18 protein-coding genes are annotated in these 23,615 nt (G+C 67.7%); 7 read left to right on the forward strand and 11 right to left on the reverse strand.

From position 1 onward, the window contains the following. Positions 1–64: 64 nt before the first annotated feature. The 8 genes from BAY15_RS14685 to aspS form a co-directional block, all read right to left on the reverse strand. Positions 65–1,984, reverse strand: a complete 1,920-nt coding sequence (locus tag BAY15_RS14685) for a potassium transporter Kup (protein ID WP_068853756.1) — start codon at positions 1,982–1,984, stop codon at positions 65–67. Positions 1,985–2,030: 46 nt separating this feature from the next. Beyond that, entirely contained in the window at positions 2,031–2,621 is a 591-nt protein-coding gene (gene ruvA, locus BAY15_RS14690) for a Holliday junction branch migration protein RuvA (RefSeq protein ID WP_068853757.1), read from the reverse strand. A gap of 10 nt (positions 2,622–2,631) precedes the next feature. Next, positions 2,632–3,153 (reverse strand): crossover junction endodeoxyribonuclease RuvC, encoded by a 522-nt coding sequence (ruvC, locus tag BAY15_RS14695; protein WP_068853758.1) that lies wholly within the window; start codon positions 3,151–3,153, stop codon positions 2,632–2,634. A 77-nt stretch (positions 3,154–3,230) separates the two neighbouring features. Beyond that, positions 3,231–3,962 (reverse strand): YebC/PmpR family DNA-binding transcriptional regulator, encoded by a 732-nt coding sequence (locus BAY15_RS14700; protein WP_068853759.1) that lies wholly within the window; start codon positions 3,960–3,962, stop codon positions 3,231–3,233. A gap of 76 nt (positions 3,963–4,038) precedes the next feature. Then, positions 4,039–4,671 (reverse strand): esterase/lipase family protein, encoded by a 633-nt coding sequence (locus tag BAY15_RS14705; protein WP_068853760.1) that lies wholly within the window; start codon positions 4,669–4,671, stop codon positions 4,039–4,041. Between the two features lie 92 nt (positions 4,672–4,763). Beyond that, positions 4,764–5,285, reverse strand: a complete 522-nt coding sequence (locus tag BAY15_RS14710; RefSeq protein WP_068853761.1) for a GNAT family N-acetyltransferase — start codon at positions 5,283–5,285, stop codon at positions 4,764–4,766. A gap of 20 nt (positions 5,286–5,305) precedes the next feature. Continuing rightward, complete coding sequence (locus tag BAY15_RS14715) at positions 5,306–5,638, reverse strand: DNA primase (RefSeq protein WP_068853762.1); 333 nt, start codon at positions 5,636–5,638, stop codon at positions 5,306–5,308. A gap of 87 nt (positions 5,639–5,725) precedes the next feature. Continuing rightward, the gene (aspS, locus tag BAY15_RS14720) at positions 5,726–7,477 is read right to left on the reverse strand and encodes an aspartate--tRNA ligase (RefSeq protein ID WP_068853763.1); all 1,752 of its coding nucleotides are present in this window, start codon (positions 7,475–7,477) and stop codon (positions 5,726–5,728) included. Positions 7,478–7,635: 158 nt separating this feature from the next. On the opposite strand from aspS, the gene BAY15_RS14725 reads away from it, so the two are divergent. Then, positions 7,636–8,565 (forward strand): DUF3011 domain-containing protein, encoded by a 930-nt coding sequence (locus BAY15_RS14725; protein WP_068853764.1) that lies wholly within the window; start codon positions 7,636–7,638, stop codon positions 8,563–8,565. Positions 8,566–8,607: 42 nt separating this feature from the next. Here the strand turns inward: BAY15_RS14725 and BAY15_RS14730 are convergent, their stop codons facing one another. Then, complete coding sequence (locus tag BAY15_RS14730; RefSeq protein ID WP_068853765.1) at positions 8,608–9,249, reverse strand: hypothetical protein; 642 nt, start codon at positions 9,247–9,249, stop codon at positions 8,608–8,610. A 123-nt stretch (positions 9,250–9,372) separates the two neighbouring features. Between BAY15_RS14730 and BAY15_RS14735 the strand changes: the two genes are divergently transcribed. Together BAY15_RS14735 and ggpS are read left to right on the forward strand one after the other, a co-directional pair. Further along, complete coding sequence (locus BAY15_RS14735; RefSeq protein ID WP_068853766.1) at positions 9,373–10,644, forward strand: MFS transporter; 1,272 nt, start codon at positions 9,373–9,375, stop codon at positions 10,642–10,644. A 62-nt stretch (positions 10,645–10,706) separates the two neighbouring features. Beyond that, a complete protein-coding gene (ggpS, locus tag BAY15_RS14740) occupies positions 10,707–12,950 on the forward strand; it encodes a glucosylglycerol-phosphate synthase (RefSeq protein WP_068854747.1) in 2,244 nt (747 codons plus the stop codon). An 11-nt stretch (positions 12,951–12,961) separates the two neighbouring features. Here the strand turns inward: ggpS and blaL2 are convergent, their stop codons facing one another. Next, entirely contained in the window at positions 12,962–13,870 is a 909-nt protein-coding gene (blaL2, locus tag BAY15_RS14745; RefSeq protein WP_068853767.1) for a L2 family extended-spectrum class A beta-lactamase, read from the reverse strand. Between the two features lie 204 nt (positions 13,871–14,074). On the opposite strand from blaL2, the gene BAY15_RS14750 reads away from it, so the two are divergent. Beyond that, positions 14,075–14,938: a LysR family transcriptional regulator gene (locus BAY15_RS14750; protein WP_068853768.1), complete on the forward strand. Its 864-nt coding sequence runs from the start codon at positions 14,075–14,077 to the stop codon at positions 14,936–14,938. Positions 14,939–15,041: 103 nt separating this feature from the next. On the opposite strand, the gene BAY15_RS14755 is transcribed toward BAY15_RS14750, so the two are convergent. After that, positions 15,042–16,895, reverse strand: a complete 1,854-nt coding sequence (locus tag BAY15_RS14755; protein WP_068853769.1) for an ABC-F family ATP-binding cassette domain-containing protein — start codon at positions 16,893–16,895, stop codon at positions 15,042–15,044. Positions 16,896–17,228: 333 nt separating this feature from the next. On the opposite strand from BAY15_RS14755, the gene BAY15_RS14760 reads away from it, so the two are divergent. The 3 genes from BAY15_RS14760 to BAY15_RS14770 all read left to right on the forward strand — a co-directional run bounded on the left by BAY15_RS14760 (position 17,229) and on the right by BAY15_RS14770 (position 23,610). Beyond that, positions 17,229–19,622, forward strand: coding sequence for a TonB-dependent receptor plug domain-containing protein (locus tag BAY15_RS14760; protein ID WP_068853770.1), 2,394 nt, complete (start codon positions 17,229–17,231; stop codon positions 19,620–19,622). A gap of 96 nt (positions 19,623–19,718) precedes the next feature. Continuing rightward, positions 19,719–21,419, forward strand: a complete 1,701-nt coding sequence (ybaL, locus tag BAY15_RS14765) for a YbaL family putative K(+) efflux transporter (RefSeq protein ID WP_068853771.1) — start codon at positions 19,719–19,721, stop codon at positions 21,417–21,419. Between the two features lie 304 nt (positions 21,420–21,723). Then, positions 21,724–23,610: a M28 family metallopeptidase gene (locus BAY15_RS14770; protein WP_068853772.1), complete on the forward strand. Its 1,887-nt coding sequence runs from the start codon at positions 21,724–21,726 to the stop codon at positions 23,608–23,610. The last annotated feature ends 5 nt before the right edge of the window (positions 23,611–23,615 follow it).

Genomic DNA, 23,615 nt, shown 5'->3' on the forward strand with positions numbered 1-23,615 from the left:
GGAATGCCCCGGGACCCGAGGTTTGCGAAGCAAATCTTGGGCCGCAGGTCGAGGTCTGACGCAGTCAGATCTCGACCTGCGCGCCCAGCTCTACGAGGCGATTTCCTGGGATCCGGAAGAACCCGGTCGCCGGCGCCGCGTTCCGGTGCATCAGCGCGAACAGCTTGTCGCGCCAGATCGGCATGCCGCGGTTGGCGGTGGCCACAATGGTCTCGCGGCTGGCGAAGAAGGTGGTGTCCATCGGGTCGAAATAGATCCCGCCGTGGTCGCACGAGCGCATCAGCGCCAGCGGCACGTCCGGGGTTTCCATGAACCCGAAGCGCACGAACACGCGGTAGAACTCATCGCCCACCGATTCGATCTTCAGGCGCTTGCCTTCCATCGCGTACGGAATGGGCAGGGTTTCCACGTGCAGGAACACGTTGCGCTCGTGCAGCACCTTGTTGTGCTTGAGGTTGTGCATCAGCGCGTGCGGGGCCACCGAGGGGTCGGCGGTGAGGAACACCGCCGTGCCCGGCACCCGTACCGGCGGGGCCAGCATCAGCCCGGGCAGGAAGGTATCCAGCCGGATGCCGTCCTTGCGGATCTCATCGCGCAGCAGCTCGCGGCCACGCCGCCAGGTGCGCATCATGGTGAACAGCACGATGCCCAGCACCACCGGGAACCAGGCGCCCTGCAGCAGCTTGGCACCGTTGGCGATCACAAAGCCCAGGTCGATGATGAAGAACACCACGCACAGCGGGATGATCCAGTAACGCGAGGTCGGCCACAGCGCGCGGGCCACCAGCGCCAGCAGCAGGGTATCGATGAGCATGGTCGCCGACACCGAGATGCCGTAGGCCACCGCCAGGTTGGAGGAGCTGCGGAAGGCCAGCACCAGCCCGATCACCATCACCGCGATGCCCCAGTTGATGCCGGGGATGTAGATCTGGCCGATGGTGTCGTGCGAGGTATGGGTGATGCGCATGCGCGGGATGTAGCCCAGCTGCATGGCCTGGCGCGAGACCGAGAACGCGCCGGTGATGACCGACTGCGAGGCGATCACCGCGGCCATGGTGGCCAGGATGATCATCGGATACAGCGCCCACTCCGGCACCGCTTCGAAGAACGGGTTCTTCACCGCTTCGGGGTTGTTGAGCACCAGCGCGCCCTGCCCCAGGTAGTTCAGCACCAGGCACGGCAGCACGAAGAAGTACCAGGCGTGGCGGATCGGCTTGGCCCCGAAGTGGCCCATGTCCGCATACAGCGCCTCGCCACCGGTCACCGCCAGCACCACCGCACCGAGGATGAAGATGCCGTGCCAGCCGTGCTCCATGAAGAAGCGCAGCGCCCACATCGGGTTGAAGGCCTTGAGCACTTCGGGCGAATCCACGATGTTCCAGATGCCGATCGCGGCCAGCGAAATGAACCAGATCGAGGTGATCGGCCCGAACAACTTGCCGATCTTCTCGGTGCCGAAGCGCTGCACGGCAAACACCGCCAACAGCACCACCACGGTGATCGGCACGATGAAGGCATGCAGGCCGGGGGCGGCCACCTCCAGGCCCTCCACCGCGCCCAGCACGGAAATGGCCGGGGTGATCACGCCGTCGCCGAAGAACAGCGAGGCGCCGAAGATGCCCAGGATGCCCACCACATAGGCCGAGCGCGACCCGTGGCGCAGGGTGCGCTGGGTCAGCGCCATCAACGCCATGATGCCGCCCTCGCCGTCGTTGTCGGCGCGCATGATGATGGTGACGTACTTCAGCGTCACCACGATGTTCAGCGCCCAGAACGCCAGCGACAGCACGCCCAGCACGGTGTCGTGGTCGCTGTTGAGGCCGTAATGCGGCGAGAACGCTTCCTTCAGGGTATAGAGCGGGCTGGTACCGATGTCGCCGAACACCACGCCGATGGCGCCGACGATCAGGGCCAGGCCGCTGGCGGCCGGCGCATGGCCGTGCCCGTGCTGGCCGCTGTCGTGCTGGGTGGAAGAGGTGGACATGGAACTCCGGGAGGGCGTCGGTCGGTAGGGAAAAAGGCCGGCGCGCTCAGCGCAGCGCGGCCTGCAGGGCCTTGCGGATCACGGTGGCGACATCATCGCCCTCGGCGTTGGCATCGCGCGCCATGCGCGCGGCCTCGGTCGGCTTGTAGCCCAGCTGCTGCAGGGCCACGGTGGCTTCGGAGACCGGGTCGGTGGCCGGCGCTGCGCCGGCAATGGGTGCACCGCCGCCGCCAAAATTGGCCGCGCGGTCGCGCAGCTCCAGCACCATGCGCTCGGCGGTCTTCTTGCCGATGCCCGGAATGCGGGTCAGCGCGGTGATGTCACCGGCCTGCACCATCTTCGCGAACTCATCCACGCTCACCCCGGACAGCACCGCCAGCGCGATCTTGGCGCCAATGCCGCTGACCTTCTGCACATCGCGGAACAGGCGGCGCTCGCCCTCGCGCAGGAAGCCATACAGCGAGACGCTGTCTTCCTTCTGCGCGTAGTGGGTGAAGAGGGTGACCTCGCGGCCCAGTTCGGGCAGGTCGTAGAAGGTGCTCATCGGCGCCTCCAGCTCGTAGCCGACGCCGTTGACGTCGATCAGCAGCCACGGCGGCGCCTTGTACGCCACGATCCCACGCAGACGACCAATCATGCAGATGTCCTCATTTCCGTCCCCAGGCCTGGCGGGTGTTGACGCCCAGGCGCTGCGCGGTTGCCCTTACGTGGGCGTGGGTGATGGCCACGGCCAACGCATCGGCGGCGTCGGCCTGCAGCCTGGTTTTCAGGTTGAGCATAAGCCCGACCATGTGTTGGACCTGTTGCTTCTCCGCCCCGCCCCGGCCCACCACCGCCAGCTTGATCTCGCTGGCCGCGTATTCGTGCACCGGCAGGTCGCGCATGACCACCGCCGAGATCGCCGCGCCGCGCGCCTGGCCCAGCTTCAGGGCCGAATCCGGGTTGCGCGCCATGAACACCTTCTCGATGGCCACTTCGTGCGGGCGGTATTCCTCCACCAGCGCGTTGAGCCCCAGCACCAGCAGCTTCATGCGGTTGGGGAAGTCGTCGGCGCCCAGCAGCACCAGCGGCAGGTGGTGCACGTGCAGCACCTTGCCGGTGGGGTCCACATCAATGATGCCCACCCCGGTGCGTTGCGAACCGGGGTCGATGCCGAGGATGCGGATCATGCGTGGAACGTCGGGAGTCATCATGGTCCGCATTGTCCGCCCCCGACGTCGCACTTGGCGAGACGGGGGCATGGACGTCAGGCGTAGGCGTCCGCGCCGAGGTCGGCGTTGGAGAAAACGTCCTGCACATCGTCCAGGTCTTCCAGCATGTCCAGCAGCTTCTTGACCTGCAGGGCGGTGTCGCCCTCGACCTTGATGTCGTTGTCGGCGCGGAAGGTCAGCTCGGCGTGGTCCGGCTTCAGCCCACCGGCCTCCAGCGCATCCTTGACCGCGTGGTACATGTCTGCCGCGGTCAGCACGTCGATGGCGCCGTCTTCCGGGTACACCACGATGTCATCGGCGCCGGCCTCGATGGCCGCCTCGGTCACCGCGTCCTCGTTGGCGCCGCCGGCGAAGTGCAGCACGCCCATGCGCTTGAACATGAAGGACACCGAGCCTTCGGTGCCCATGTTGCCGCCGCACTTGCTGAACGCGTGGCGGACATCGGCCACGGTGCGCACGCGGTTATCGGTCAGGCAGTCCACGATCACGGCGACGCCACCGGGGGCATAGCCCTCGTAGCGGATCTCTTCGTATTCAACGCCTTCCAGCTCGCCGGTGGCCTTCTTGATGGCCCGTTCGATCACGTCCTTGGACATGTTCGAGGCCAGGCCCTTGTCCATGGCCACCCGCAGGCGCGGGTTGTTGTTGGGGTCGCCTCCACCGCCGCGCGCGGCTACGCCGATCTCACGGATGATCTTGGTGAAAATCTTGCCGCGCTTCGCGTCAGACGCGTTTTTGCGGTTTTCGATGGAAGGGCCTCTACCCATGGGTGTTTCCGTGCTTGCGTCAGGAACAGGGCGCGGATTCTACCTGATCGGCCGCCCTCACCGTGTTAGCCGGGGCTCAGGCGGCGTGCGCGGCCCGGTCCGGGCGGAAGCAGCCATCGCGCAGGAACGCGGCGGTCTGGCGGGCGGCGTCCGGGGAAAACACCAGCCCGCTGTGGCTGGCGGCCACCACGCAGTGGTCGGCCAGGCCCGGCAGGCGGGTCTCGTCCAGCGCCACAGTGCCGTCGGAGGCGTCACCACAGGCACCCAGCAGGCTGCCCAGCCCATGCGGCACGGAACCGGCGATCAGCCCGACCTGCGCCCTGCCCTCCCACGCCGGCAGGCCATCGAGCAGCAGTTCGCTGCTGCGGCCCAGTGCCAGCGACCAGCCATGTTCGGCCAGCGAACGGGCGGTGCCGCTGCCGCGCAGCGGCGAGCCCAGGCAGACCACCCGCGACACTGGCAGGTCCGGCTGGCGGCGCAGGGCCTCCAGCGCCACCAGTCCCCCCAGGCTGTGCCCGACCAGCGCTACCGGGCCGCTGTCCTGCAGCCGCTTCAACAGCTGCGGCACGGCCACGTCGGGGCCGCCGAACACGCTGGCGTAGCCGAAGGTATCCACGCTGAAGCCGCGCGCGCGCAGGCGCCAGGCCAACGGGCCAACCCAGGCGCGGGCATTCCAGATGCCGTGCAGCAGTAAAACGGGGGGAGTCATGTGCTCAGCGTAGCCGGTGCGAAACCGTTCCAGAGGTAGCAAACGGTGCCATTAGACAAATGGACGAAGGAACGGCGGGTGAAACCCGCCGTTCAGGCCGCCTGAGGCGGGCGGCGCAGGATGAATTCAAGGTCGCGCACCTGGCCGACCGGGAATTCGTAGGTACCCACCTTGCTGAACCCATAGCGGGCGTAGAAACGCTGGGCGCCGAAGTTTTCCGACCAGACCCCCAGCCACAGGGTGCGCGGGCCATTGCGCTCCAGCCAGGTCAGCGCGGTTTCCAGCAGGCGGCTGCCCCAACCGCAGCTCTGCTGTTCCTTGATCAGGTACAGCCGCTTGAGCTCGCCGTCGCCCGGTTGCACGTCCGGATGCGGCAGGCCACAGGGGCCGGCGGCGGCATGGCCGACCGCCACGCCATCCAGCTCGAGCAGCCACACCGCGTAATCGGGGTGGGACAGGATCACGCGCTGGCGGTCTTCGGCGTAGGCCTCGTCCAGGAAGTCCTGCAGGTCCTGGGCCGGGTACAGGTGGCCGAAGGTTTCCACGAAGGTACGGGTGGCCAGCACCGACAGGATCGGTGCGTCATCGGGGCCGGCGCGGCGGATGGTGTACATGGACGGGTACGGGGCAGGCCTCAGGCCTGCGTCCCCTTGGCGGCGTCTTCCTCTTCGCCGTCTTCTTCGTCCTCTTCCTCGTACTCCTCCTCGTCTTCCTCGTCCTCTTCGTACTCTTCGTCTTCGTCCTCGCCTTCTTCCTCTTCGTCGTCCTCGTAATCCTCGACGCCGAAGTCCTCACCGTCCCAGCGGCCTTCGCCATCGGCGACGAAGGTCAGCGCCATCGCGGCCGGGTTGGTCCCCACGCGCACCAGCCAGCCGCCGAACACGCGGGCGCGTTCGGTCACCAAGTTGGCATCGGTGCCTTCATTGCCCAGCTTTTCCCATTCCAATACGAACGCGAACTCGGTCATTACCTGGATCTCCTGAGCGATGTGACGGTGAGGGGGGCCGGCCAACGGCCGGCGCTACCGGGAGGGTGCGATCGGTCGATCGCGGAATCAGTTTTTCCGCGGGCGGACCTGGATGTGCACTTCGGCCAGCTGCTCGTCCGGGATCGGCGACGGGGCGCCGGTCATCAGGCACTGCGCGCCGGTGGTCTTCGGGAACGGGATCACGTCGCGGATCGATTCGGTGCCGGCCATCAGCGCGGCGATGCGGTCGATGCCGAAGGCGATGCCGCCGTGCGGCGGCGCGCCGAAACGCAGCGCGTCAAGCAGGAAGCCGAACTTGGCCTCAGCCTCTTCCGCACCGATGCCCAGCAGCTCGAACACCGTGCTCTGCATGTCCGAGCGGTGGATACGGATCGAACCGCCGCCGATCTCGTTGCCGTTGAGCACCATGTCGTAGCCGCGCGACACGGCCGTTTTCGCATTGGCGCGCAGGTCGGCGATGTCATCCACCGCCGGGGCGGTGAAGGGGTGATGCAGGGCGACGTAGCGCTGGGCTTCGTCGTCGTACTCGAACATCGGGAAGTCGGTGACCCACAGCGGCGCCCAGCCGTCGGCGACCAGGTTGAAGTCCTTGCCGGCCTTCAGGCGCAGCGCGCCCATGAAGTCGGACACCTTGTTGTAGCCGCCGGCACCGAAGAAGACGATGTCGCCGTTACCGGCGCCGACGTGGGCGACCAGCGCGGCGAAGGCCTCTTCGCTGAAGAACTTGGCGATGGGCGAGCTGACTTCGCCGTTCTCGGCGATCTTGATGTAGGCCAGGCCCTTGGCGCCGTACTTGGCGGCGTGCGCGGCGTACTCATCGATCTGCTTGCGCGACAGGCTGGCACCGCCCGAGATGCGCAGCGCGGCGACGCGGCCGTCGGCATCATTGGCGGCGGCGGTGAACACCGGGAATTCGCTGGCCTTGACCAGCTCGGCCACGTCCACCAGCTCCAGCGCGATGCGCAGGTCCGGCTTGTCCGAGCCATAGCGACGCATCGCCTCGGCCCAGGTCATGCGCGGGAAGCTGGCAGCCAGCTCCACGTCGACCACTTCCTTGAAGATCGCGCGGATCATGCCTTCCACGTAGTCCTGCACGTCGCGCTCGCGCACGAAGGCGAATTCCATGTCCAGCTGGGTGAATTCCAGCTGGCGGTCGGCGCGCAGCGCTTCGTCGCGGAAGCAGCGCGCGATCTGGTAGTAGCGGTCGAAGCCGGCCACCATCAGGATCTGCTTGAACAGCTGCGGGGACTGCGGCAGGGCGTAGAACTCGCCCGGGTGCATGCGCGCCGGCACCAGGAAGTCGCGTGCGCCTTCCGGGGTGGCCTTGGTCAGGATCGGGGTTTCGATGTCCTGGAAGCCGTCGCCATCGAGGTGGCGGCGCAGCGCCTGTACCAGCTTGATGCGGGTGCGCTGCATGCGCTGCATTTCCGGGCGGCGCAGGTCCAGGTAACGGTACTTCAGGCGGGTTTCTTCGCCCGGGTTCTCGTGGGCGTGGAACGGCAGCGGTTCGGCCTTGTTGAGCACGGTGATGCGGGTGGCGACGATCTCGACCTGGCCGGTACGGATCTTGTCGTTCACCGCATGGCGCCTGCGCACCACGCCTTCCACCTGCAGCACGTCCTCGTAGCCGAGGCTGGCGGCGACCTTGAACACTTCCGCGTTCTCAGGCTCCACCGTCACCTGCACGATGCCCTCATGATCGCGAAGATCGATGAAGCACACGCCGCCCAGGTTGCGGGCAACGTCGGTCCAGCCGGCGAGGGTGACAGTCTGGCCAATCAGGGTCTCGTCGACCAGGCCACAGAAGTGGGTACGCATGGGGGTAAAGCTCCGCAGGAGATTGCCGGCGCCAGGCGGCACCGGTCAGCCCGTTATTCTGCGGCCGGCGACCCGATCGGGCAAATCCGGACGGTCACACGGGCTTAATACGACCCGTACCTATAGTCCGCGCACCACCATGCGCAAGGGGATTTGCCATGAACCGCCTCGCTGTCGCTTGTTTCACCGCCCTGCTGGCCTGCGGCGCCCCGTCGCTGCCGGCCCAGGCCCAGGTCAATGCCCGGGCCTACGCCCCGGAGAACCTCCGCACCCTGTCGGTCCAGGACCAGCAGCGGGTCATTGCCCAGGAATACGCCGAACAGTCCGGGGGGCGGCGCATCCCCGACGACCAGATGCGCTTCTACCTGGACCAGGTGAACCGCTCGTCCTGGGGCTTTTCCCGGATCAAGCAGGACATCGCCACCTCGCTGGGCGGCTCCGGCGGCGGCTGGAACCCCGGCGGCGGCAACAATGGGGTGATCCGCTGCGAAAGCAACGACAACCGCCAGCGGGTCTGCACCACCGGCTGGCGCAGCGCGCGCCTGTCCCGGCAGATCTCCGGCACCCGCTGCGTGGAAGGCAACAACTGGGGCTCGCGCAATGGCCAGGTCTGGGTCAGCGGCGGCTGCCGGGCCGAATTCGTCGAGGGCCGTGGGGGCGGCTGGGGGCCGGGTACCGGCGGCCCCGGCACCACCATCCGCTGCGAAAGCAACGACAACCGCGAGCGCAGCTGCCCTACCCCGTGGCGCAATGCCGCACTGGTGCGGCAGATCTCCGGCTCGGCCTGCGTGCAGAACCAGACCTGGGGCATGCGCGGCAACGCCATCTGGGTCACCCGCGGCTGCCGCGGCGAATTCGCCGAATCGCGCGGCAACTGGGGCGGCGGCGGAGGCGGCAGCAACTACAGCGTGACCTGCAGCAGCAACGGCAACCGCCAGCAGACCTGCGCGTGGGATTCACGCCAGGGCCGGCCGGTGCTGCTGGAGCAGCTGTCGGGCAGCAGCTGTGTCGAGAACCGCAGCTGGGGCTATCGGCCGAGCATGGTGTGGGTCAGCAACGGGTGCCGGGCGAGGTTCGGCGCGCGTTGACGGGAACGCGGCCCGACCAACGGTCGGGCCCTACCGGCGCGGCTATTTGTTGGTCGGTTCGGTGTCCGCGCCCCAGGGCGCGGGCGGCAACGCCACCGGGTGCGAGAGGTCGAACACCACCTGGAACCGGCGTCCACCCGGGCGGGTGAGCTCGTACACGAACGTCTTGTCCGGCTCGATTTCCATCGCCCACGTATTGGTCACCGACGCCTCCATGCCGGCCTTGCGGAACATCGCCACCGAATCGGCATCCACTGGGAACGACTGGCGCTGCGCGGTGCCGGGCGGTGCACTGTCGCCACCGTACATCGTGACCGCGTCCGGACTGCCATCTGCATGGCGGTGATCGTGCTTGAGGCGCAGGCCGGTATCGGTACGGCTCAGCACCCAGGTGCGCGAATGATCGTCACCCACATGGAAGGGAATGCGCAGCGTATGCGAGGCGTCATCGCAGCCGCGCACATGCATCACCAGGCGCTTGCCGTCGAACGGGTCAGGCCCGGTGCCCTTCGGCTCGTTGACGGCGATTTGGCCTTCAAACGCCTTGCCGCAATGCGCGGCGACAGCAGCGAGAAACGCGTCGGCCGGGGCCATCGCAACATCGTGGGCCACGCTGTCACGCTGGCCACCACACGCGGCGAGCAACGACGCAGCCGCGAGCGGCAGGAACTTGTACACAGTCATGCGGACACCGTAGCCCGCATGGGCGTAATGCGCAAATCCGCGCCAACCGCGACAAAGGATTAATCACGTCTGTGTTAGGGTCGTTGTCGTGACCGGTTCGCCTTCCCCACGAAGGTCGCACGCGTGTTGCGGCTGACCGCCCTGCTGACGGGAGTAGCGCTGCTGTTGACCGGCAGCGGGCTTCTGGGCACCTTGCTGGCGGTAAGCGGCGGTGAAGCCGGCTTCGGTGCCGGTACGTTGGGCCTGGTGATGTCCGGTTATTTCGCCGGCTTCTTCATGGGCACCTTCTTCGCCCCGTCGCTGATCGGCCGTATCGGGCATATCCGTGCGTTCGCCTTCTTTGCCGCCCTCGCCGCCATCGCGGTGCTGCTGCATCCGCTGTGGCTCAACGCCTGGCTGTGGGGGCTGCTGCGCATCATCACCGGCATCGCGCTGGTGGGCCTGTACACGGTGATCGAAAGCTGGCTCAACGCCGAACCCGACCCGCGCCAGCGCAGCCGTGCGTTCTCGCTGTACATGGTGGTCAATCTTTCCGCGCTGGCACTGGGCCAGATCCTGCTGATGGTCAGCAACGCGCCGGCCATGTCGATGTTCATGCTGATCGCCATGCTGGTCTGCGCCGCGGTGCTGCCGATCACCGCCACCCGGCTCACCCCACCGGAGGTGCCGTCGGTGCCGCGCCTGACGCTGTCGCGGCTGTACGCGATGGCGCCGGTGGCCACGGTCGCCGCCGGGCTGTCGGGCCTGGCGATGGGCGCGTTCTGGGGCCTGCTCCCGGTGTATGCCGGCGAGGTGGGCCTCGACAATGACGGCGTGGCCCGCTTCATGCTCACCGCCATTGCCGGCGGCGCGCTGCTGCAGTGGCCGCTGGGGCACATCAGCGACGGCCATGACCGGCGCGTCGGGCTGGTGGCGCTGTGCCTGGCCGCCGCCGGCATCGCCCTGGTGGCCGCGATGCCGATGATCCAACAGCAGACCTGGCTGTTGTTCGGGCTGTTCTTCTTCTATGGCGGCCTGGCGTTCGCACTGTATCCCTTCGCGGTGGCGCACATGCTCGATTACCTGCCGCGCCAGGACCTGCTGTCGGGCTGCTCCAGCCTGCTGCTGGTGCACGGCGTGGGCGCGGCGCTCGGCCCGGCGCTGGCCGGGGCGGCCATGCAGCAGTTCGGCCCGGCCGCCCTGCCCCTGTACTTCGCCGTGGTGCTCGGCGTGCTGGCCCTGTTCACCACCGCGCGCCTGCTCAGCTTCGACCGGCTGCGCACACACCCGGTGGTGTTCCGGCTGATGCTGCGCACCACGCCGGCGGCATTGGAATTGATGCCGGAAACGGACGTCGCTCCGCCGCCGGACACCCCTTCTCCCTCACCCAACGACACCGATAAGGAAGTGCATTGACTGTTTTGACACCCAACCCGTCCACCTCATCCCGCACGCCGGCGGCTCCCCCGGCCCAGCAACTGATTCTCGCCACCGACCTGGATGGCACCTTTCTCGCCGGCGATGCCGCCGCGCGCCACCGTCTGTACCGGCTGGTCGACCAGCACCCCGGTATCCGCCTGATCTTCATCACCGGCCGCGGCCTGGAAGCGGTGATGCCGCTGCTCTCCGATCCCGCCATTCCGCGCCCCGATTACGTTGTCTGCGATGTCGGCGCGACCGTGGTCGATGGCCACACCCTGCAGCCGCTGCAGCCCCTGCAATCGATGATCGACGCGCACTGGCCCGGCGAACAGGTGGTGGCGGCCGCGATGCGGCGGTTCACTGCACTGCAGCGCCAGGACGTGCCGCAGGAGCGGCGCTGCTCCTACTTCTGCGACCCGGCCACGCTGGCGCCGCTGCGCGCGCAGATCCAGGCGGCCGCGCAGGCACTGGGCTGCGATGTGCTGTATTCGGCCGACCGCTACCTGGACATTCTGCCGCCGGACACCGACAAGGGCCGCACCCTGGCTGCGCTGGCGCGCCTGCTGGACCTGCCGCGTGACCGCATCCTGGTGGCTGGCGATACCCTCAACGACCTCTCGATGTACACCGCTGGCTTCCGCGGCGTATGCGTGGGCGACTCAGAACCGGCGCTCACCGCCGCTACCACCGGGCTGGCGCACACCTACCATGCGCAGGCGCCGGGCTGCGGCGGCATCCTGGAGGCGATCGAGCACTTCGCCCTGCTGCCGGCCGATGATGCGTGGCTGAAGCCGCCTGCAGCCACGCGCGCCGAAGGCGCCGACCTGGTGATGCTTTACCACCGCATGCCCTTCGACGAAGTGATGGAAGACGGCGTGCTGGTGCAGCGCCCACCGCGCTCGCCCAACGGCATCATTCCCTCGCTGCTGAGCTTCTTCCAGGGCGGCCAGACCGGTTCATGGGTGGCCTGGGGCATCGACGACCCCAAGCGCGGCCCGTTCCAGACCCATATGGCGGTGGACGCCGAGCGCTACCCCACGCTGACGGCCGCGCGCGTGCCACTGACCCGGCAGGAAGTGGACATCTTCTACAAGCGCTTCTCCAAGGAAGCGTTCTGGCCGATGCTGCATGTGTTCTGGGAACGCGCGCGCTTCCGCGAGGACGACTGGCAGGTCTTCCTGAAGGTCAACCGGCGCTTCGCCGAAGCCACCGCCGCCGAAGCTGCGCATGGCGCCACCGTGTGGATCCACGACTACAACCTGTGGATGGTGCCGGCCACCCTGCGCGAGCTGCGCCCTGACCTGAAGATCGCCTTCTTCCACCACACCTACTTTCCGTCGGCTGATGTGTTCAACGTGGTGCCGTGGCGCCGCGAGATCATCGGCAGCCTGCTCTGCTGCGATTACATCGGCTTCCACATCCCGCGCCAGGTGGAGAACTTCGTGGATGTCGTGCGCGGCGCGATGCCGGCGGAGCGGTTGTCCTGGGAAAGCTGCGCGCCACGCTTCCTGACCTACGGCTGCGCGGTGGGGCTGGATACCATGACCACGCGCATCCGGGTCGGAGACCGTGAGGTGGCACTGGGTGCGCACCCGGTCGGCACGGATCTACGCCGCATCCACGATGTGCTGGCCCGGCCCAGCGTGCGCAACGACATCTTCAAGCTGCGCCGTGAGATCGGTGCGCGCAAGCTGGTGCTGTCGGTGGAGCGGCTGGATTACACCAAGGGTACGCTGGCCAAGCTGGAAGCGTTCGAGCGCTTGCTGGAGCAGCATCCGGACCGCCAGGGCAAGGTCACCCTGCTGATGGTGTGCGTGCCGGCCGCGCGCGAGATGACCGTGTACCGCACGCTGCAGAACCAGATCGAACAAGCGGTGGGCCGTATCAACGGGCGCTTCTCGCGGCTGGACTGGACCCCCGTGCGCTTCTTCGCACAGGCATTGCCGTTCGAAGAAGTGGTGGCGCATTACGCGGCCGCGCAGGTGATGTGGATCACCCCGCTGCGCGATGGCCTGAACCTGGTGGCCAAGGAATTCGTGGCCACCCATGGCATCGAAGGCAGCAATGGCGTGCTGGTGCTGAGTGAATTCGCTGGCGCGGCGGCCGAGTTGAAGGGCGCGGTACTGACCAACCCGCACGACCCGGCCGATCTGACCGCCGGGCTGCTGCAGGCGCTGTCGATGCCGGAAGAGGAGGCAGGCGGGCGCATGCGCCAGTTGTTCGGCAGCGTGGAGTATTACGACGTGGACCGCTGGGGGCGCGAGTTCCTTGGTGCGGTCAAGGAAACCGGCACCGCCTGACGCCGCAGTGATCAGCGCGCGTGCGCGCTGATCATTTTCTCGGCGATCACCGCCACCTGGCGCAGTGTGTCGTTGCGCCCGGCATCATCCACCGTGGCGCCCTGCAGGTAGCTGGCCAGCACCCACGGGGCGCCGCCGGCCAGTGGCCACAGGATGGCGATGTCGTTGGTGGTGTCCTCGCCATTGCTGCCGGTCTTGTCGCCCACCCGCCACGCCGGCGACAGCCCGGCACGCAGCCGCGTGTCACCGGTTTCGTTGTCGATCAGCCAGTCGGCCAGCTGCAGCCGCGAGGCTGGCGTGAGCACCTCCCCCAGCACGAACCGCTGCAGGCTGGCGGCCATCGCGGCGGGGCTGGTGGTATCGCGCGGATCATCGGGCGCGAACCGGTTCATGTCCGGCTCCAGGCGATCGTTGCGGGTCACCGCATCGCCATTGGCGCGCAGGAACGCAGTCACCCCTGCCGGTCCACCGACCACCCCCAACAGCAGGTTCGCCGCCGGGTTGTCGCTGGTGACCATGGTCGCGCGGCACAGGTCGCGCACGGTCAGGTCCTTGCCCACGTGGCGCTTGGTCACCGGTGCGTGGGAGAGCATGTCCTGCTGGCGCACCGGCAGCCGCCGGTCCAGCGACAGCGTGCCCTGGTCGGCCAGATGCAGCACCGTCGCCGAGAGCGCGAACTTGAAGGTGCTGCACATCGGGAAGCGCTCGTCCTGGCGATGGCCGATGCGGCGGCCGCTGGCCGTGTCGAGCAGGGTCACGCCGAGCCGCCCGCCACTGGCTTTTTCCAAGGCGGCGAAATCGGCTGCCTGCGGCTTGTCACCCGCCAGTGCGGTCGGCGGCGTCTTGGCCAACACGGTAGCGGCCAAGGCGGAAGCTGCGGCGGCACCGGTCATCTGGAGGAACTGGCGGCGGGCGAGCATTGGGTATCTCCGGGGCTGGGAAGTGGCCATGGAAGCATTTCGGGCCACAGGCCACCAGCGAGTATTCTCAACGGGAGGCATGAGCAGGATTCATGGCATGGTGCTAAAGGCAGGGTTACCTCGCATGGCGTCCACCCGTGGTAGCGCCGACCGCAGGCCCTGCCGGCGTTACCATTACCCATCAAGATTCCTCACGACTCGCCCATGCTTCGTCCCCAGCTCCCGCTCAACGCGTTGCGTGCCTTCGAGGCCGCCGCGCGCCATCAGAACTTCACCCGCGCCGCGCTGGAGCTGTGCGTGAGCCAGGCTGCGCTGAGTCACCAGATCCGTGGGCTGGAAGAGCGGCTGGGCGCGGTGCTGTTCCACCGGCTGCCGCGAGGGGTGGCCTTGACCGACGAAGGGGCGCGCCTGTATCCGGTGCTGAACGAGGCCTTCGACCGCATCGCGGTGAGCCTGGACCGGTTCGTGGGCGGGCATTTCCGCGAAGTGCTCGGGGTCGGCGTAGTGGGCACGTTCGCCACCGGTTGGCTGCTGCCGCGGCTGGCCGACTTCAACGCACGGCACCCCGATATCGAGCTGCGCCTGCAGACCCACAACAACCGCATCGACCTGGCCGGCGAAGGGTTGGACTTGGCGATCCGCTTCGGCGATGGCGACTGGCAGGGCCAGGTGTGCACCCCGGTGCTGGCGGCGCCCTTCGCACCGGTGTGCGCGCCGGCACTGGCGCGGACGCTGCGGCAACCGCGCGACCTGGCCAGCGTGGCACTGCTGCGCTCCTACCGCAGTGATGAGTGGCCGCAGTGGCTGCAGGCTGCTGGCGTGGCCGAGTTGGAGGCGCGCGGGCCGGTGTTTGATTCGTCATTGACGCTGGCCAGCGCGGCCGCCGCCGGTGCCGGCGTGGCGTTGCTGCCATTGAGAATGTTCGAACAGGACCTGGCGCAGGGACGGTTGGTGCAGCCGTTCGCGCAGACGCTGGAGCTGGGGAGTTATTGGCTGACGCGGTTGCGTTCGCGGGCGGAGAGCGAGGCAGGCAAGCGTTTCAGGGTGTGGCTGGAAGCGCAGGCGTAGGGGCACGCCATGCGTGTCCGGGTTTCGTTCGGGCATTCCGTGGACACGCATGGCGTGTCGCTACGCGGGCAGGTTTGTGCCGACCAATGGTCGGCACGGGCCTTCAGGCCATCAATTCCATCCACGCGGCTTCGGCTTTTTCCAGCTGCTGCGCGGTGGTTTCGCGGTCGCGGCCGAGCACCGCCATGCGGGTGGCGTCGGCGTAGTTGACCGGGTCGGCCAGTTGGCGGTCCAGCTCGGCCAAGCGAGCTTCCAGCTCGTTGACCTTGGCTTCGGCGCTGGCCAGCTTCACCGGGTTGACGGTCTTCTTCGGCGGCAGCGGCGGGGTTGGCGGCACCGGCTCCGGCGCGGCAGCGGCCATCTTCTGTTTGGTGCCCTGCGCGGCCGGGCGCGAACGCAGCCACGCTGCGTACTCGTCCAGGTCGCCGTCGAACGGCTCCACCACACCGTCAGCCACGCGCCAGAAGGTGTCGCAGACCAGGCCGATCAGGTGGCGGTCGTGCGAGACCATCACGATCGCCCCTTCGAAGGTCGCCAGCGCTTCGGCCAGCGCTTCGCGCATTTCCAGGTCAAGGTGGTTGGTCGGTTCGTCGAGCAGCAGCACGTTCGGCTGCTGCCAGGCAATCATCGCCAGCGCCAGGCGCGCGCGCTCACCACCGGAGAAACCATCCACCGGCTCGAACGCACGGTCGCCGGCGAAGTTCCACTTGCCGAGGAAATCGCGGAAGGACTGGTTGCTGCCATCCGGGGAGATGTCCCGGAAGTGGTCCATCGGCGACTGGCCTTCATGCAGCGACTCCACCGTGTGCTGGGCGAAGTAGCCGATGCGCAGGTCCGGGTGCGCCGAGCGATCGCCGGACACCGGGTCCAGCTCACCGACCAGGGTCCGCACCAGCGTGGTCTTGCCCGCGCCGTTGGGTCCCAGCAGGCCGATGCGCTGCCCCGCCTCCAGGCCGAAGCCCACGTTGTGCAGGATCACCGCGTCCGGGCTGTAACCGGCATCCACATCGTTGAGGCGGATCAGCGAGAACGGCAGCTTGGCCGGCGGCGCGAACTCGATGCGGAACTCGCGCTCGGCGCGCACCGCTTCGGTGCCGGTCAGTTTGGCCAGGCGCTTCATGCGGCTCTGTGCCTGCGTTGCCTTGCTGGCCAGCGCCTTGAACCGGTCGATGAAGCTCTGCAGGTGGGCGCGCTCGGCCTGTTCCTTCTCGTGCGCGATCTGCTGCTGGCGCAGCTGTTCGGCGCGCTGGCGCTCGAAGTCGGTGTAGCCGCCCGGGTACAGCTTGGCGCCGCCGCCATGCAGGTGCAGGGTGTGGGTGGCCACGTTGTCGAGGAACTCGCGGTCATGCGAGATCAGCAGCAGCGTGCCCGGGTACTTGAGCAGCCATTGTTCCAGCCAGAACACCGCGTCCAGGTCGAGGTGGTTGGTCGGTTCGTCGAGCAGCAGCAGGTCGCTGGGCATCATCAGCGCGCGCGCCAGGTTCAGTCGCGCGCGCCAGCCACCGGAGAACGTCGCCACCGGCCGTGAATGGGTATCGGACGGGAAGCCCAGGCCATGCAGCAGCTTGCCCGCACGGGATTCGGCATCGTACGCACCGATCTCGGCCATCTTCTGGTGCGCATTGGCCACCGCTTCCCAGTCCTCGCGCGCGGTCGCCTCGGCTTCCTCGCGCAGCACGGCCGCCACTTCGGTGTCGCCTTCCAGCACGAACTGCAGCGCCGGGTCCTGCAGCGCCGGGGTTTCCTGGGCCACGCTGGCGATGCGGATCTTGCCGGGCAGGTCCACATCGCCCTTGTCGGCCTCCAGCTCGCCCTGCACGGCCGCGAACAGGCTGGACTTGCCGGCTCCGTTGCGGCCGACCACGCCCACGCGGTAGCCCGCATGCAGGGTCAGGTCGACATTGGACAACAGCAGCCGCTCGCCGCGGCGCAAGGCGAAGTTACGAAGGGAAATCATCTGGGGGGTCCATATAACGGAATGGAATGTGCTGGTGAGCACCTTTCCTGCGACGCAATTCTAGCGTTAACGAATACTTGACGCGCCCCGGGATGCGCGGCAGGCCTCGTCTCTCTCCCACGAACCTGCCTGCGCTTTCCCCGGGACCCTCCCCCGCCTGATTGACCGAATCTTGCTAAACCGTTGCTTTTGCAACGTTTTTTCAATTTGACAGTCAGTAAAAATACCGTTAATCCGTTACTTGCGCACCGCAACACCCGCCCTCGCTGACCCGCTTTGCCGAAGTCGTGATGTCGCCCGGTGCCGCCTTGTCCCAACCGGAGCCACATCCTGATGAACCGCAAGACCCGTACGCTTGCCGCCGCTGTTGCCGTCGCCCTCGGGGCCTCCGCCTTCAGTGTCGCCGCCCAGGACGCCCCTGCCCGCGCCACCGCCAACACCCTGGATACGGTCATCGTGACCGGCACCCGCGTGGCCGACCGCACCGTGGCCGAGTCGCAGTCGCCGATCGACATCATCACCCCCGAGGCGCTGCAGTCCACCGGCACCACCGAACTGGCCACCGCGCTGGCGCGTGCCCTGCCCTCGCTGAACTTTCCGCGCCCGGCGCTGACCGATGGCACCAGTGGCATCCGCCCGGCGCAGCTGCGCGGCCTGTCCCCGGACCAGGTACTGGTGCTGGTCAACGGCAAGCGCCGCCACACCTCGGCCCAGATCAACGTCAACGGCAGCATTGGCCGCGGCTCGTCGGCGGTGGACATCAACGCCATTCCGATCGCCTCCATCGAGCGCGTCGAAGTGCTGCGCGACGGCGCCTCGGCGCAGTACGGCTCGGACGCCATCGCCGGCGTGATCAACATCGTGCTCAAGGGCTCCAGCGCGGGCGGCAGCCTGGCCCTGGATGCCGGCCAGTACTCGGCCGGCGACGGCAACAAGTACCAGCTCTCCGGCGATACCGGCATCGGCTTCGCCGACGGCCGCGGCAGCGTGCACGTGGCCGGCCAGATCACCCAGCAGGACGAAAGCAACCGCGCCGGGCCCTACCAGGGCACCACGCCGAACACCGGCAACTTCCCCAGCGTGGGCCAGACCACCTTCGTGGTCGGCGACCCGCAGGTGGATGCCACCGCCGCCTCGGCCAATGCCAGCTTCCAGTTCAGCGACCACGTGTCGGCCTACGCCACCGCGCTGGCCAGCAACCGTGACATCACCTCGTTCGCGTTCTACCGCTCGCGCACCAACAGCGGCCAGGGCGCGCTGCTGGCGCAGACCTACCCGGACGGCTTCGTGCCGGAAATCAACCAGTATTCCAAGGACCGTTCGCTGGTGGCCGGCGTGAAGGGCGACACCGAAAGCGGCTGGACCTGGGACGTGAGCTACAATCACGGCACCAACAAGATCGACTTCCACACCCGCAACAGCATCAACTACGCGTTGGGCGTGGACAGCCCGCGTTCGTTCTACGCCGGTGCGCTGGAATACACCCAGGACATCGGCAACGTAGACATCACCAAGCAGCTGGACTGGGGCCTGGCCTACCCGGTCACGCTGTCCTTCGGCGGTGAGTACCGCCGTGAGAAGTGGGAACAGAGCGCGGGCGAGCCCAATTCCTACTTCGGCACCGGTGCGCAGGGCTTCGGCGGTTTCACCCCGCTCAATGCCGTCGATGCCGACCGCGACAACTACGCCGTCTACGCCGGCCTGGAAGCGGACCTGACCGACAAGTTCTCGGCCGGCGTCACCGGCCGCTATGAGGATTACTCGGACTTCGGCGACAAGTTCTCCGGCAAGCTGTCGGCCCGCTACGCCTTCACCGACAAGGTCGCGCTACGTGCCACCGCCTCGTCCGGCTTCCGCGCCCCGTCGCTTGCCCAGCAGAGCTACCAGGCGGTGACCAGCACCATCGTCAACGGCGTGTTTGTCGAACGCGGCACCTTCCCCACCACCAGCACCGCCGCGCAGGCGCTGGGCGCCAGCCCGCTGAAGGCCGAAAGCTCCACCTCCTACAGCGTGGGCCTGGTGCTGCAGCCGATCGACCGCCTCTACCTGACCGTGGATGCGTACCAGATCGACATCGACGACCGCATCATCCTGTCCACCAACATCACCACCAACGCTGCCACCAATGCGCTGCTGGCCGACCTGGGCCTCCCGCAAGTCACCGCGTTCTCCTACTTCACCAACGGCGTGGATACCCGCACCCGCGGCGTGGACGCGGTGTCCAGCTACACCATCCCGTTCAGTGCCAGCTCGCTGGAACTGACCGCGGCCTACAGCTACAACGACACCGAGGTGAAGAAGTTCATCGCCTCCCCGGCCGTGTTCGGCTCGCTGGGCCTGACCCAGTCGCTGATCGGCCGCGATGAAGTGGGCCGCATCGAAGACAGCTACCCGCGTGACAAGACCATCCTGAGCGGCACCTGGCGTTCGGACCACTGGGACCTGAACCTGGCCGCCACCCGCTACGGCTCGTTCACCGTGCGCAATTCGGCGACCCCGACCCGCGACCAGACCTACGATGCCTCGTGGGTGCTCGATGCCTCGGTGGCCTACAAGCCCAGCGAGAACTGGACCCTGACCCTGGGTGCGGACAACCTGCTGGACGAGTACCCCGACCGCACCGTGGACCTGCAGAACTCCACCTGGGGCATGCTCCCGTACAGCAACTACTCGCCGTACGGCTTCAATGGCGCTTACGTGTACGGCCGCGTGACCTATAAGTGGTGATGATCGGCTGACACCGGATCCGGCAGGCCGCAGCGCGGTTTGCCGGATCGGGCCGCATCGGTGAAAATCGGGGCATCCCCCAAGTTGCGAGCCCCGATGCACCATGACACCGACCTGATCAACATCGTCGCCGTTGGCCTTGGGCTCGCCTTCATCCTGGGTGCGCTGGCCAACAAGCTGCGTTTGTCTCCGCTGGTCGGTTACCTGGTTGCGGGCATCTGCGTAGGACCGTTCACTCCCGGCTTCGTCGCCGACCAGGCGTTGGCCAACCAGCTGGCCGAAATCGGCGTGATGCTGCTGATGTTCGGTGTCGGCCTGCACTTCTCATTGAAAGACCTGATGGCGGTCAAGGCGATCGCCATTCCCGGCGCGGTCGGCCAGATCCTGGTCGCCACCCTGCTGGGCTGGGGCCTTGCCTGGCTGATGGGCTGGCCGGTGATCCACGGCGTGGTGTTCGGCTTCGCGTTGGCCACCGCCAGTACCGTGGTGCTGCTGCGCGCAATGGAAGAACGCCGCCTGCTGGAAACCCAGCGCGGCAAGATCGCGGTCGGCTGGCTGATCGTCGAAGACCTGGCCTGCGTGCTGGCCCTGGTGATGATGCCGGTGCTGGCCGGCGTGTTCGGCCCGGATGCCGCCAATGAAACCCACACCGTCGGCAGCGTGCTGGCCAGCATCGGCTGGACCTTCGTGCAGCTGGGCCTGTTCGTGGCGGTGATGCTGGTGGTCGGCCGGCGGGTCATTCCGTGGATCCTGGAGCGCATTGCCGGTACCGGCTCGCGCGAACTGTTCACCCTTGCGGTGCTGGCCATCGCACTGGGCGTGGCGTTCGGCTCGGCCATGCTGTTCGGCGTGTCGTTCGCGCTGGGCGCGTTCTTCGCCGGCATGCTGCTCAACGAATCCGAGCTCAGCCACAAGGCCGCCAACGATTCACTGCCGCTGCGCGATGCTTTCGCGGTGCTGTTCTTCGTCTCGGTGGGCATGCTGTTCAACCCGGCCATCCTGGTCGAACACCCGTGGCAGGTGCTGGCCACCGCCGCCATCATCATGTTCGGCAAGTCCGCTGCCGCGTTTTTCATCGTGCGTGCGTTCGGCCACCCCAACGGCACCGCGCTGACCATTTCGGCCAGCCTGGCGCAGATCGGCGAGTTCGCCTTCATCATCGCCGGCCTGGGCGTGAGCCTGAAGATCCTGCCGCCCACCGGCCAGGCACTGGTGCTGGCCGGCGCGCTGATCTCGATCATGCTCAACCCGCTGGTGTTCGGCCTGCTCGACCGCTGGCTGGTGAAGCACCAGGAGACCCCCGCCGCCGCCGTGGAAACCGAATTGCCGCCCGGCCCCTCGCTGGACCTGCACGACCACGCCATCGTGATCGGCTACGGCCGGGTCGGCAGCGCGCTGGCGCAGGTGCTGCGTGACCGCGGCGTGCCGGTGCTGGTGATCGATGACAACAAGGAGCATGTGGCCGAAGCACACGCCGCCGGGCTGCCGGCGATCCGTGGCAGTGCCGCCTCCGACCGCGTGCTGGCCGAAGCCCATCCCGAACGCGCCAAGATCGCGGTGCTGGCCATTCCGCAGCCGCTGGAGGCGGGCGAAACCCTGGCCAAGCTGCGCGCGCTCAACCCGGGCCTGACCCTGCTGGCGCGGGCGCACAGCGACGCCGAGGTCAAGCACCTGCTCGAACACGGCGCCGACGGCACGGTGATGGCCGAACGCGAACTGGCGTACTCGCTGGCCGAAATGGTCATGGCCACCCCGCCCTACCGCAACATCGGCAAGCACACCATTCCGGTGGTTTAACGGGCCGCCAGCGGCACGCAGATATCGGCGCGCAGGATCGTCTCGGGGACGTCCTCAGGGTCGTCCAGATCCGCAGCGCGTGTCGGATCTTGCGCACCTGAGGGCGGATCGTAGCGCTTCGGCGTCCTCCGGTGTGATGGCGATCCGGTCCGTAATGAGCACCGCGTTGCGGAAGCGGGCCCGGGTCTGGCAAACGCAACTACTCCCATGGGCAACTTCGGCACGCGCGTGCACTGTGCATCGCACCGGCGCCCCGCCACCTGCACCGCAGCGGCCACGGCGCTCCCTCAACGAGGAGGTTGTTATGCCGCTCGATATTTCGTTGGTCCGCCGCGCCCAGGGCGAGTTCAACAACAGGATCGCGCAGCCTCGCGGCGTGCAGGCGCTGCCAGGCCGGACGGGCCCGCTGACGGTACGAAACGGCCAGCAATGGCTGGTTGCCGCACTGGCCCTATCCTCGGCGATGGCCATCGGTCGCATGCCGCCGCGCGGCGTGAGGGCGCCGGCGGGCGACCCGATGCCATTGCCGGGCGCCAGGGCGCAGGGGGGCATCGATCACCAGGCCGTGCCGATGCTCGGCGATGCGCCAACGGCGCCCGTGGTCGCACTCGAACATATCGCCAATGGCGCCACGCTCGGCTGCATCGCGTCCCCCCGGCACTGTCCGCAGACGCTGGCCGCCAGCCTGCTGACCTACGGAGCGCTGACGGCCAGCACGATAGGAAGCGGTGTGTTGGGCTACGCACTGGGGCGTTCCACTGCGCCCGCAGCCGGCACCGAAGCGTCGCGAGAGTCATCCCCGTCCCTGCCGCAGTCGCTGTATGCGCTGCTGCCGGACGAGCAGCGCATGCAGCTGCTGCAGATCGTCCGCGACTGCGGCACCGATGCGGCGGCCTGCACCGCCCCGGCGATCCGGTCGCTGCTGCAGGAACTCCCTGAAGCCACCCGTCGGCAGATCATGGTGACGCTGGGCGTGGCCCGCCATGCTGAAACGCACACGCACGGCGGCTGGCCCGCCGGTGCCGACGCGGCCGCACTGGCGCCCATGCTGTCTTGGGTGGATTGGGCGGCGGACCTGCTGGGCAGCGTGGTGAGCCCGGCGCAGGCATGCTTCCAGCTGGATCTGGAGCAGATCGCACAGGCCACACTGGAGGCACAACAGCCGGGCATGACCGGTGCACAGCGCGAGGTAGCCGCCAACATCGCGCGTTTCGACACGCTTCGTGCGCTGTTCCGGCGCGACGGGCACACGCTGCAGCAGCTGCCGTTCTCCGGCAGCACCCGCGACTCCTTCGGCTTCGACCGGACCTATAACGGCTGCAATCTGATGTTGGAGTTTGCCGGCGCCGGCACCCCCCGACGCACGTTGATGGTGCTCGCCCATGGCGACATGACCGGCGCGCGCGAAGGCTCCAGCGGTGCCAGCGACAACGGCACCGGGCTGGCCACACTGCTGGCGCTGGCACGGAAGCTGGGCGCGGCAACGCTGCCCGACGGCGTTCGCGTCCAACTGCTGGTGTCGGATCTGGAGGAGCACGGCATGCTCGGCGCCAAAGCCTTCGTCGAACGATGCCTGGCGCAGGCCAGCTGCCCCGATGTGGCGCTCAATCTGGACATGACCGGGCGCGGCGACGGCATGACGTTGTCCGGCTCGGACCGCCACCACTTCTACATGGACGGTGATTCGCGTGCGCTGCAGCCACCGCCGGCTCCGGTCACCGCCGCCGAAGCGCAGCTGCGTGGGCTGCTCGAAGCCGCTGCCGGCCAGGTCGGCCTGACCGTGCATGACAGCGCGGGCTGGGTAATGCAGTCCGACCATATTCCCTTCCAGCGCGACGGCGTGCCGGCGCTGGGAATGAACCTGGCCGATGCGGCCGACATCACGCTTGAACGCGACATGCAGCAGGCGCGTACGCGGTTGTGGCTGGCCAATGCGGAGGTGGACTGGAGCCGGTTCGAGCACTACCTCAATGGCACCCTGGGACCGGATGAGACGCAGGCGATGGAAACGCGGATGGACGCCATGGAACACGCCATGCACACCTACAAGGCGTTGCCACTGTCACGCGCGATGGCCAACATCCACAACCGCCACGACCAGCTCGACCAGGTCGACCCGCGTCGCGCCATGGCCGCGCTCGCCGTGATCGAGAATGCCATCGACGCGTGGGTGCACGCGCCGGCGCCCTGATGAAA

The sequence above is a fragment of the Stenotrophomonas rhizophila genome (assembly GCF_001704155.1).
GTDB lineage: Bacteria > Pseudomonadota > Gammaproteobacteria > Xanthomonadales > Xanthomonadaceae > Stenotrophomonas > Stenotrophomonas rhizophila_A.

Excerpts from the sequence above, each read along its gene's own strand:
- BAY15_RS14685 (WP_068853756.1), bottom strand. The coding sequence starts at position 1,984 with ATGTCCACCTCTTCCACCCAGCACGACAGCGGCCAGCACGGGCACGGC.
- ruvA (WP_068853757.1), bottom strand. The coding sequence starts at position 2,621 with ATGATTGGTCGTCTGCGTGGGATCGTGGCGTACAAGGCGCCGCCGTGG.
- ruvC (WP_068853758.1), bottom strand. The coding sequence starts at position 3,153 with ATGATCCGCATCCTCGGCATCGACCCCGGTTCGCAACGCACCGGGGTG.
- BAY15_RS14700 (WP_068853759.1), bottom strand. The coding sequence starts at position 3,962 with ATGGGTAGAGGCCCTTCCATCGAAAACCGCAAAAACGCGTCTGACGCG.
- BAY15_RS14705 (WP_068853760.1), bottom strand. The coding sequence starts at position 4,671 with ATGACTCCCCCCGTTTTACTGCTGCACGGCATCTGGAATGCCCGCGCC.
- BAY15_RS14710 (WP_068853761.1), bottom strand. The coding sequence starts at position 5,285 with ATGTACACCATCCGCCGCGCCGGCCCCGATGACGCACCGATCCTGTCG.
- BAY15_RS14715 (WP_068853762.1), bottom strand. The coding sequence starts at position 5,638 with ATGACCGAGTTCGCGTTCGTATTGGAATGGGAAAAGCTGGGCAATGAA.
- aspS (WP_068853763.1), bottom strand. The coding sequence starts at position 7,477 with ATGCGTACCCACTTCTGTGGCCTGGTCGACGAGACCCTGATTGGCCAG.
- BAY15_RS14725 (WP_068853764.1), top strand. The coding sequence starts at position 7,636 with ATGAACCGCCTCGCTGTCGCTTGTTTCACCGCCCTGCTGGCCTGCGGC.
- BAY15_RS14730 (WP_068853765.1), bottom strand. The coding sequence starts at position 9,249 with ATGACTGTGTACAAGTTCCTGCCGCTCGCGGCTGCGTCGTTGCTCGCC.
- blaL2 (WP_068853767.1), bottom strand. The coding sequence starts at position 13,870 with ATGCTCGCCCGCCGCCAGTTCCTCCAGATGACCGGTGCCGCCGCAGCT.
- BAY15_RS14750 (WP_068853768.1), top strand. The coding sequence starts at position 14,075 with ATGCTTCGTCCCCAGCTCCCGCTCAACGCGTTGCGTGCCTTCGAGGCC.
- BAY15_RS14755 (WP_068853769.1), bottom strand. The coding sequence starts at position 16,895 with ATGATTTCCCTTCGTAACTTCGCCTTGCGCCGCGGCGAGCGGCTGCTG.
- BAY15_RS14760 (WP_068853770.1), top strand. The coding sequence starts at position 17,229 with ATGAACCGCAAGACCCGTACGCTTGCCGCCGCTGTTGCCGTCGCCCTC.
- ybaL (WP_068853771.1), top strand. The coding sequence starts at position 19,719 with ATGCACCATGACACCGACCTGATCAACATCGTCGCCGTTGGCCTTGGG.
- BAY15_RS14770 (WP_068853772.1), top strand. The coding sequence starts at position 21,724 with ATGCCGCTCGATATTTCGTTGGTCCGCCGCGCCCAGGGCGAGTTCAAC.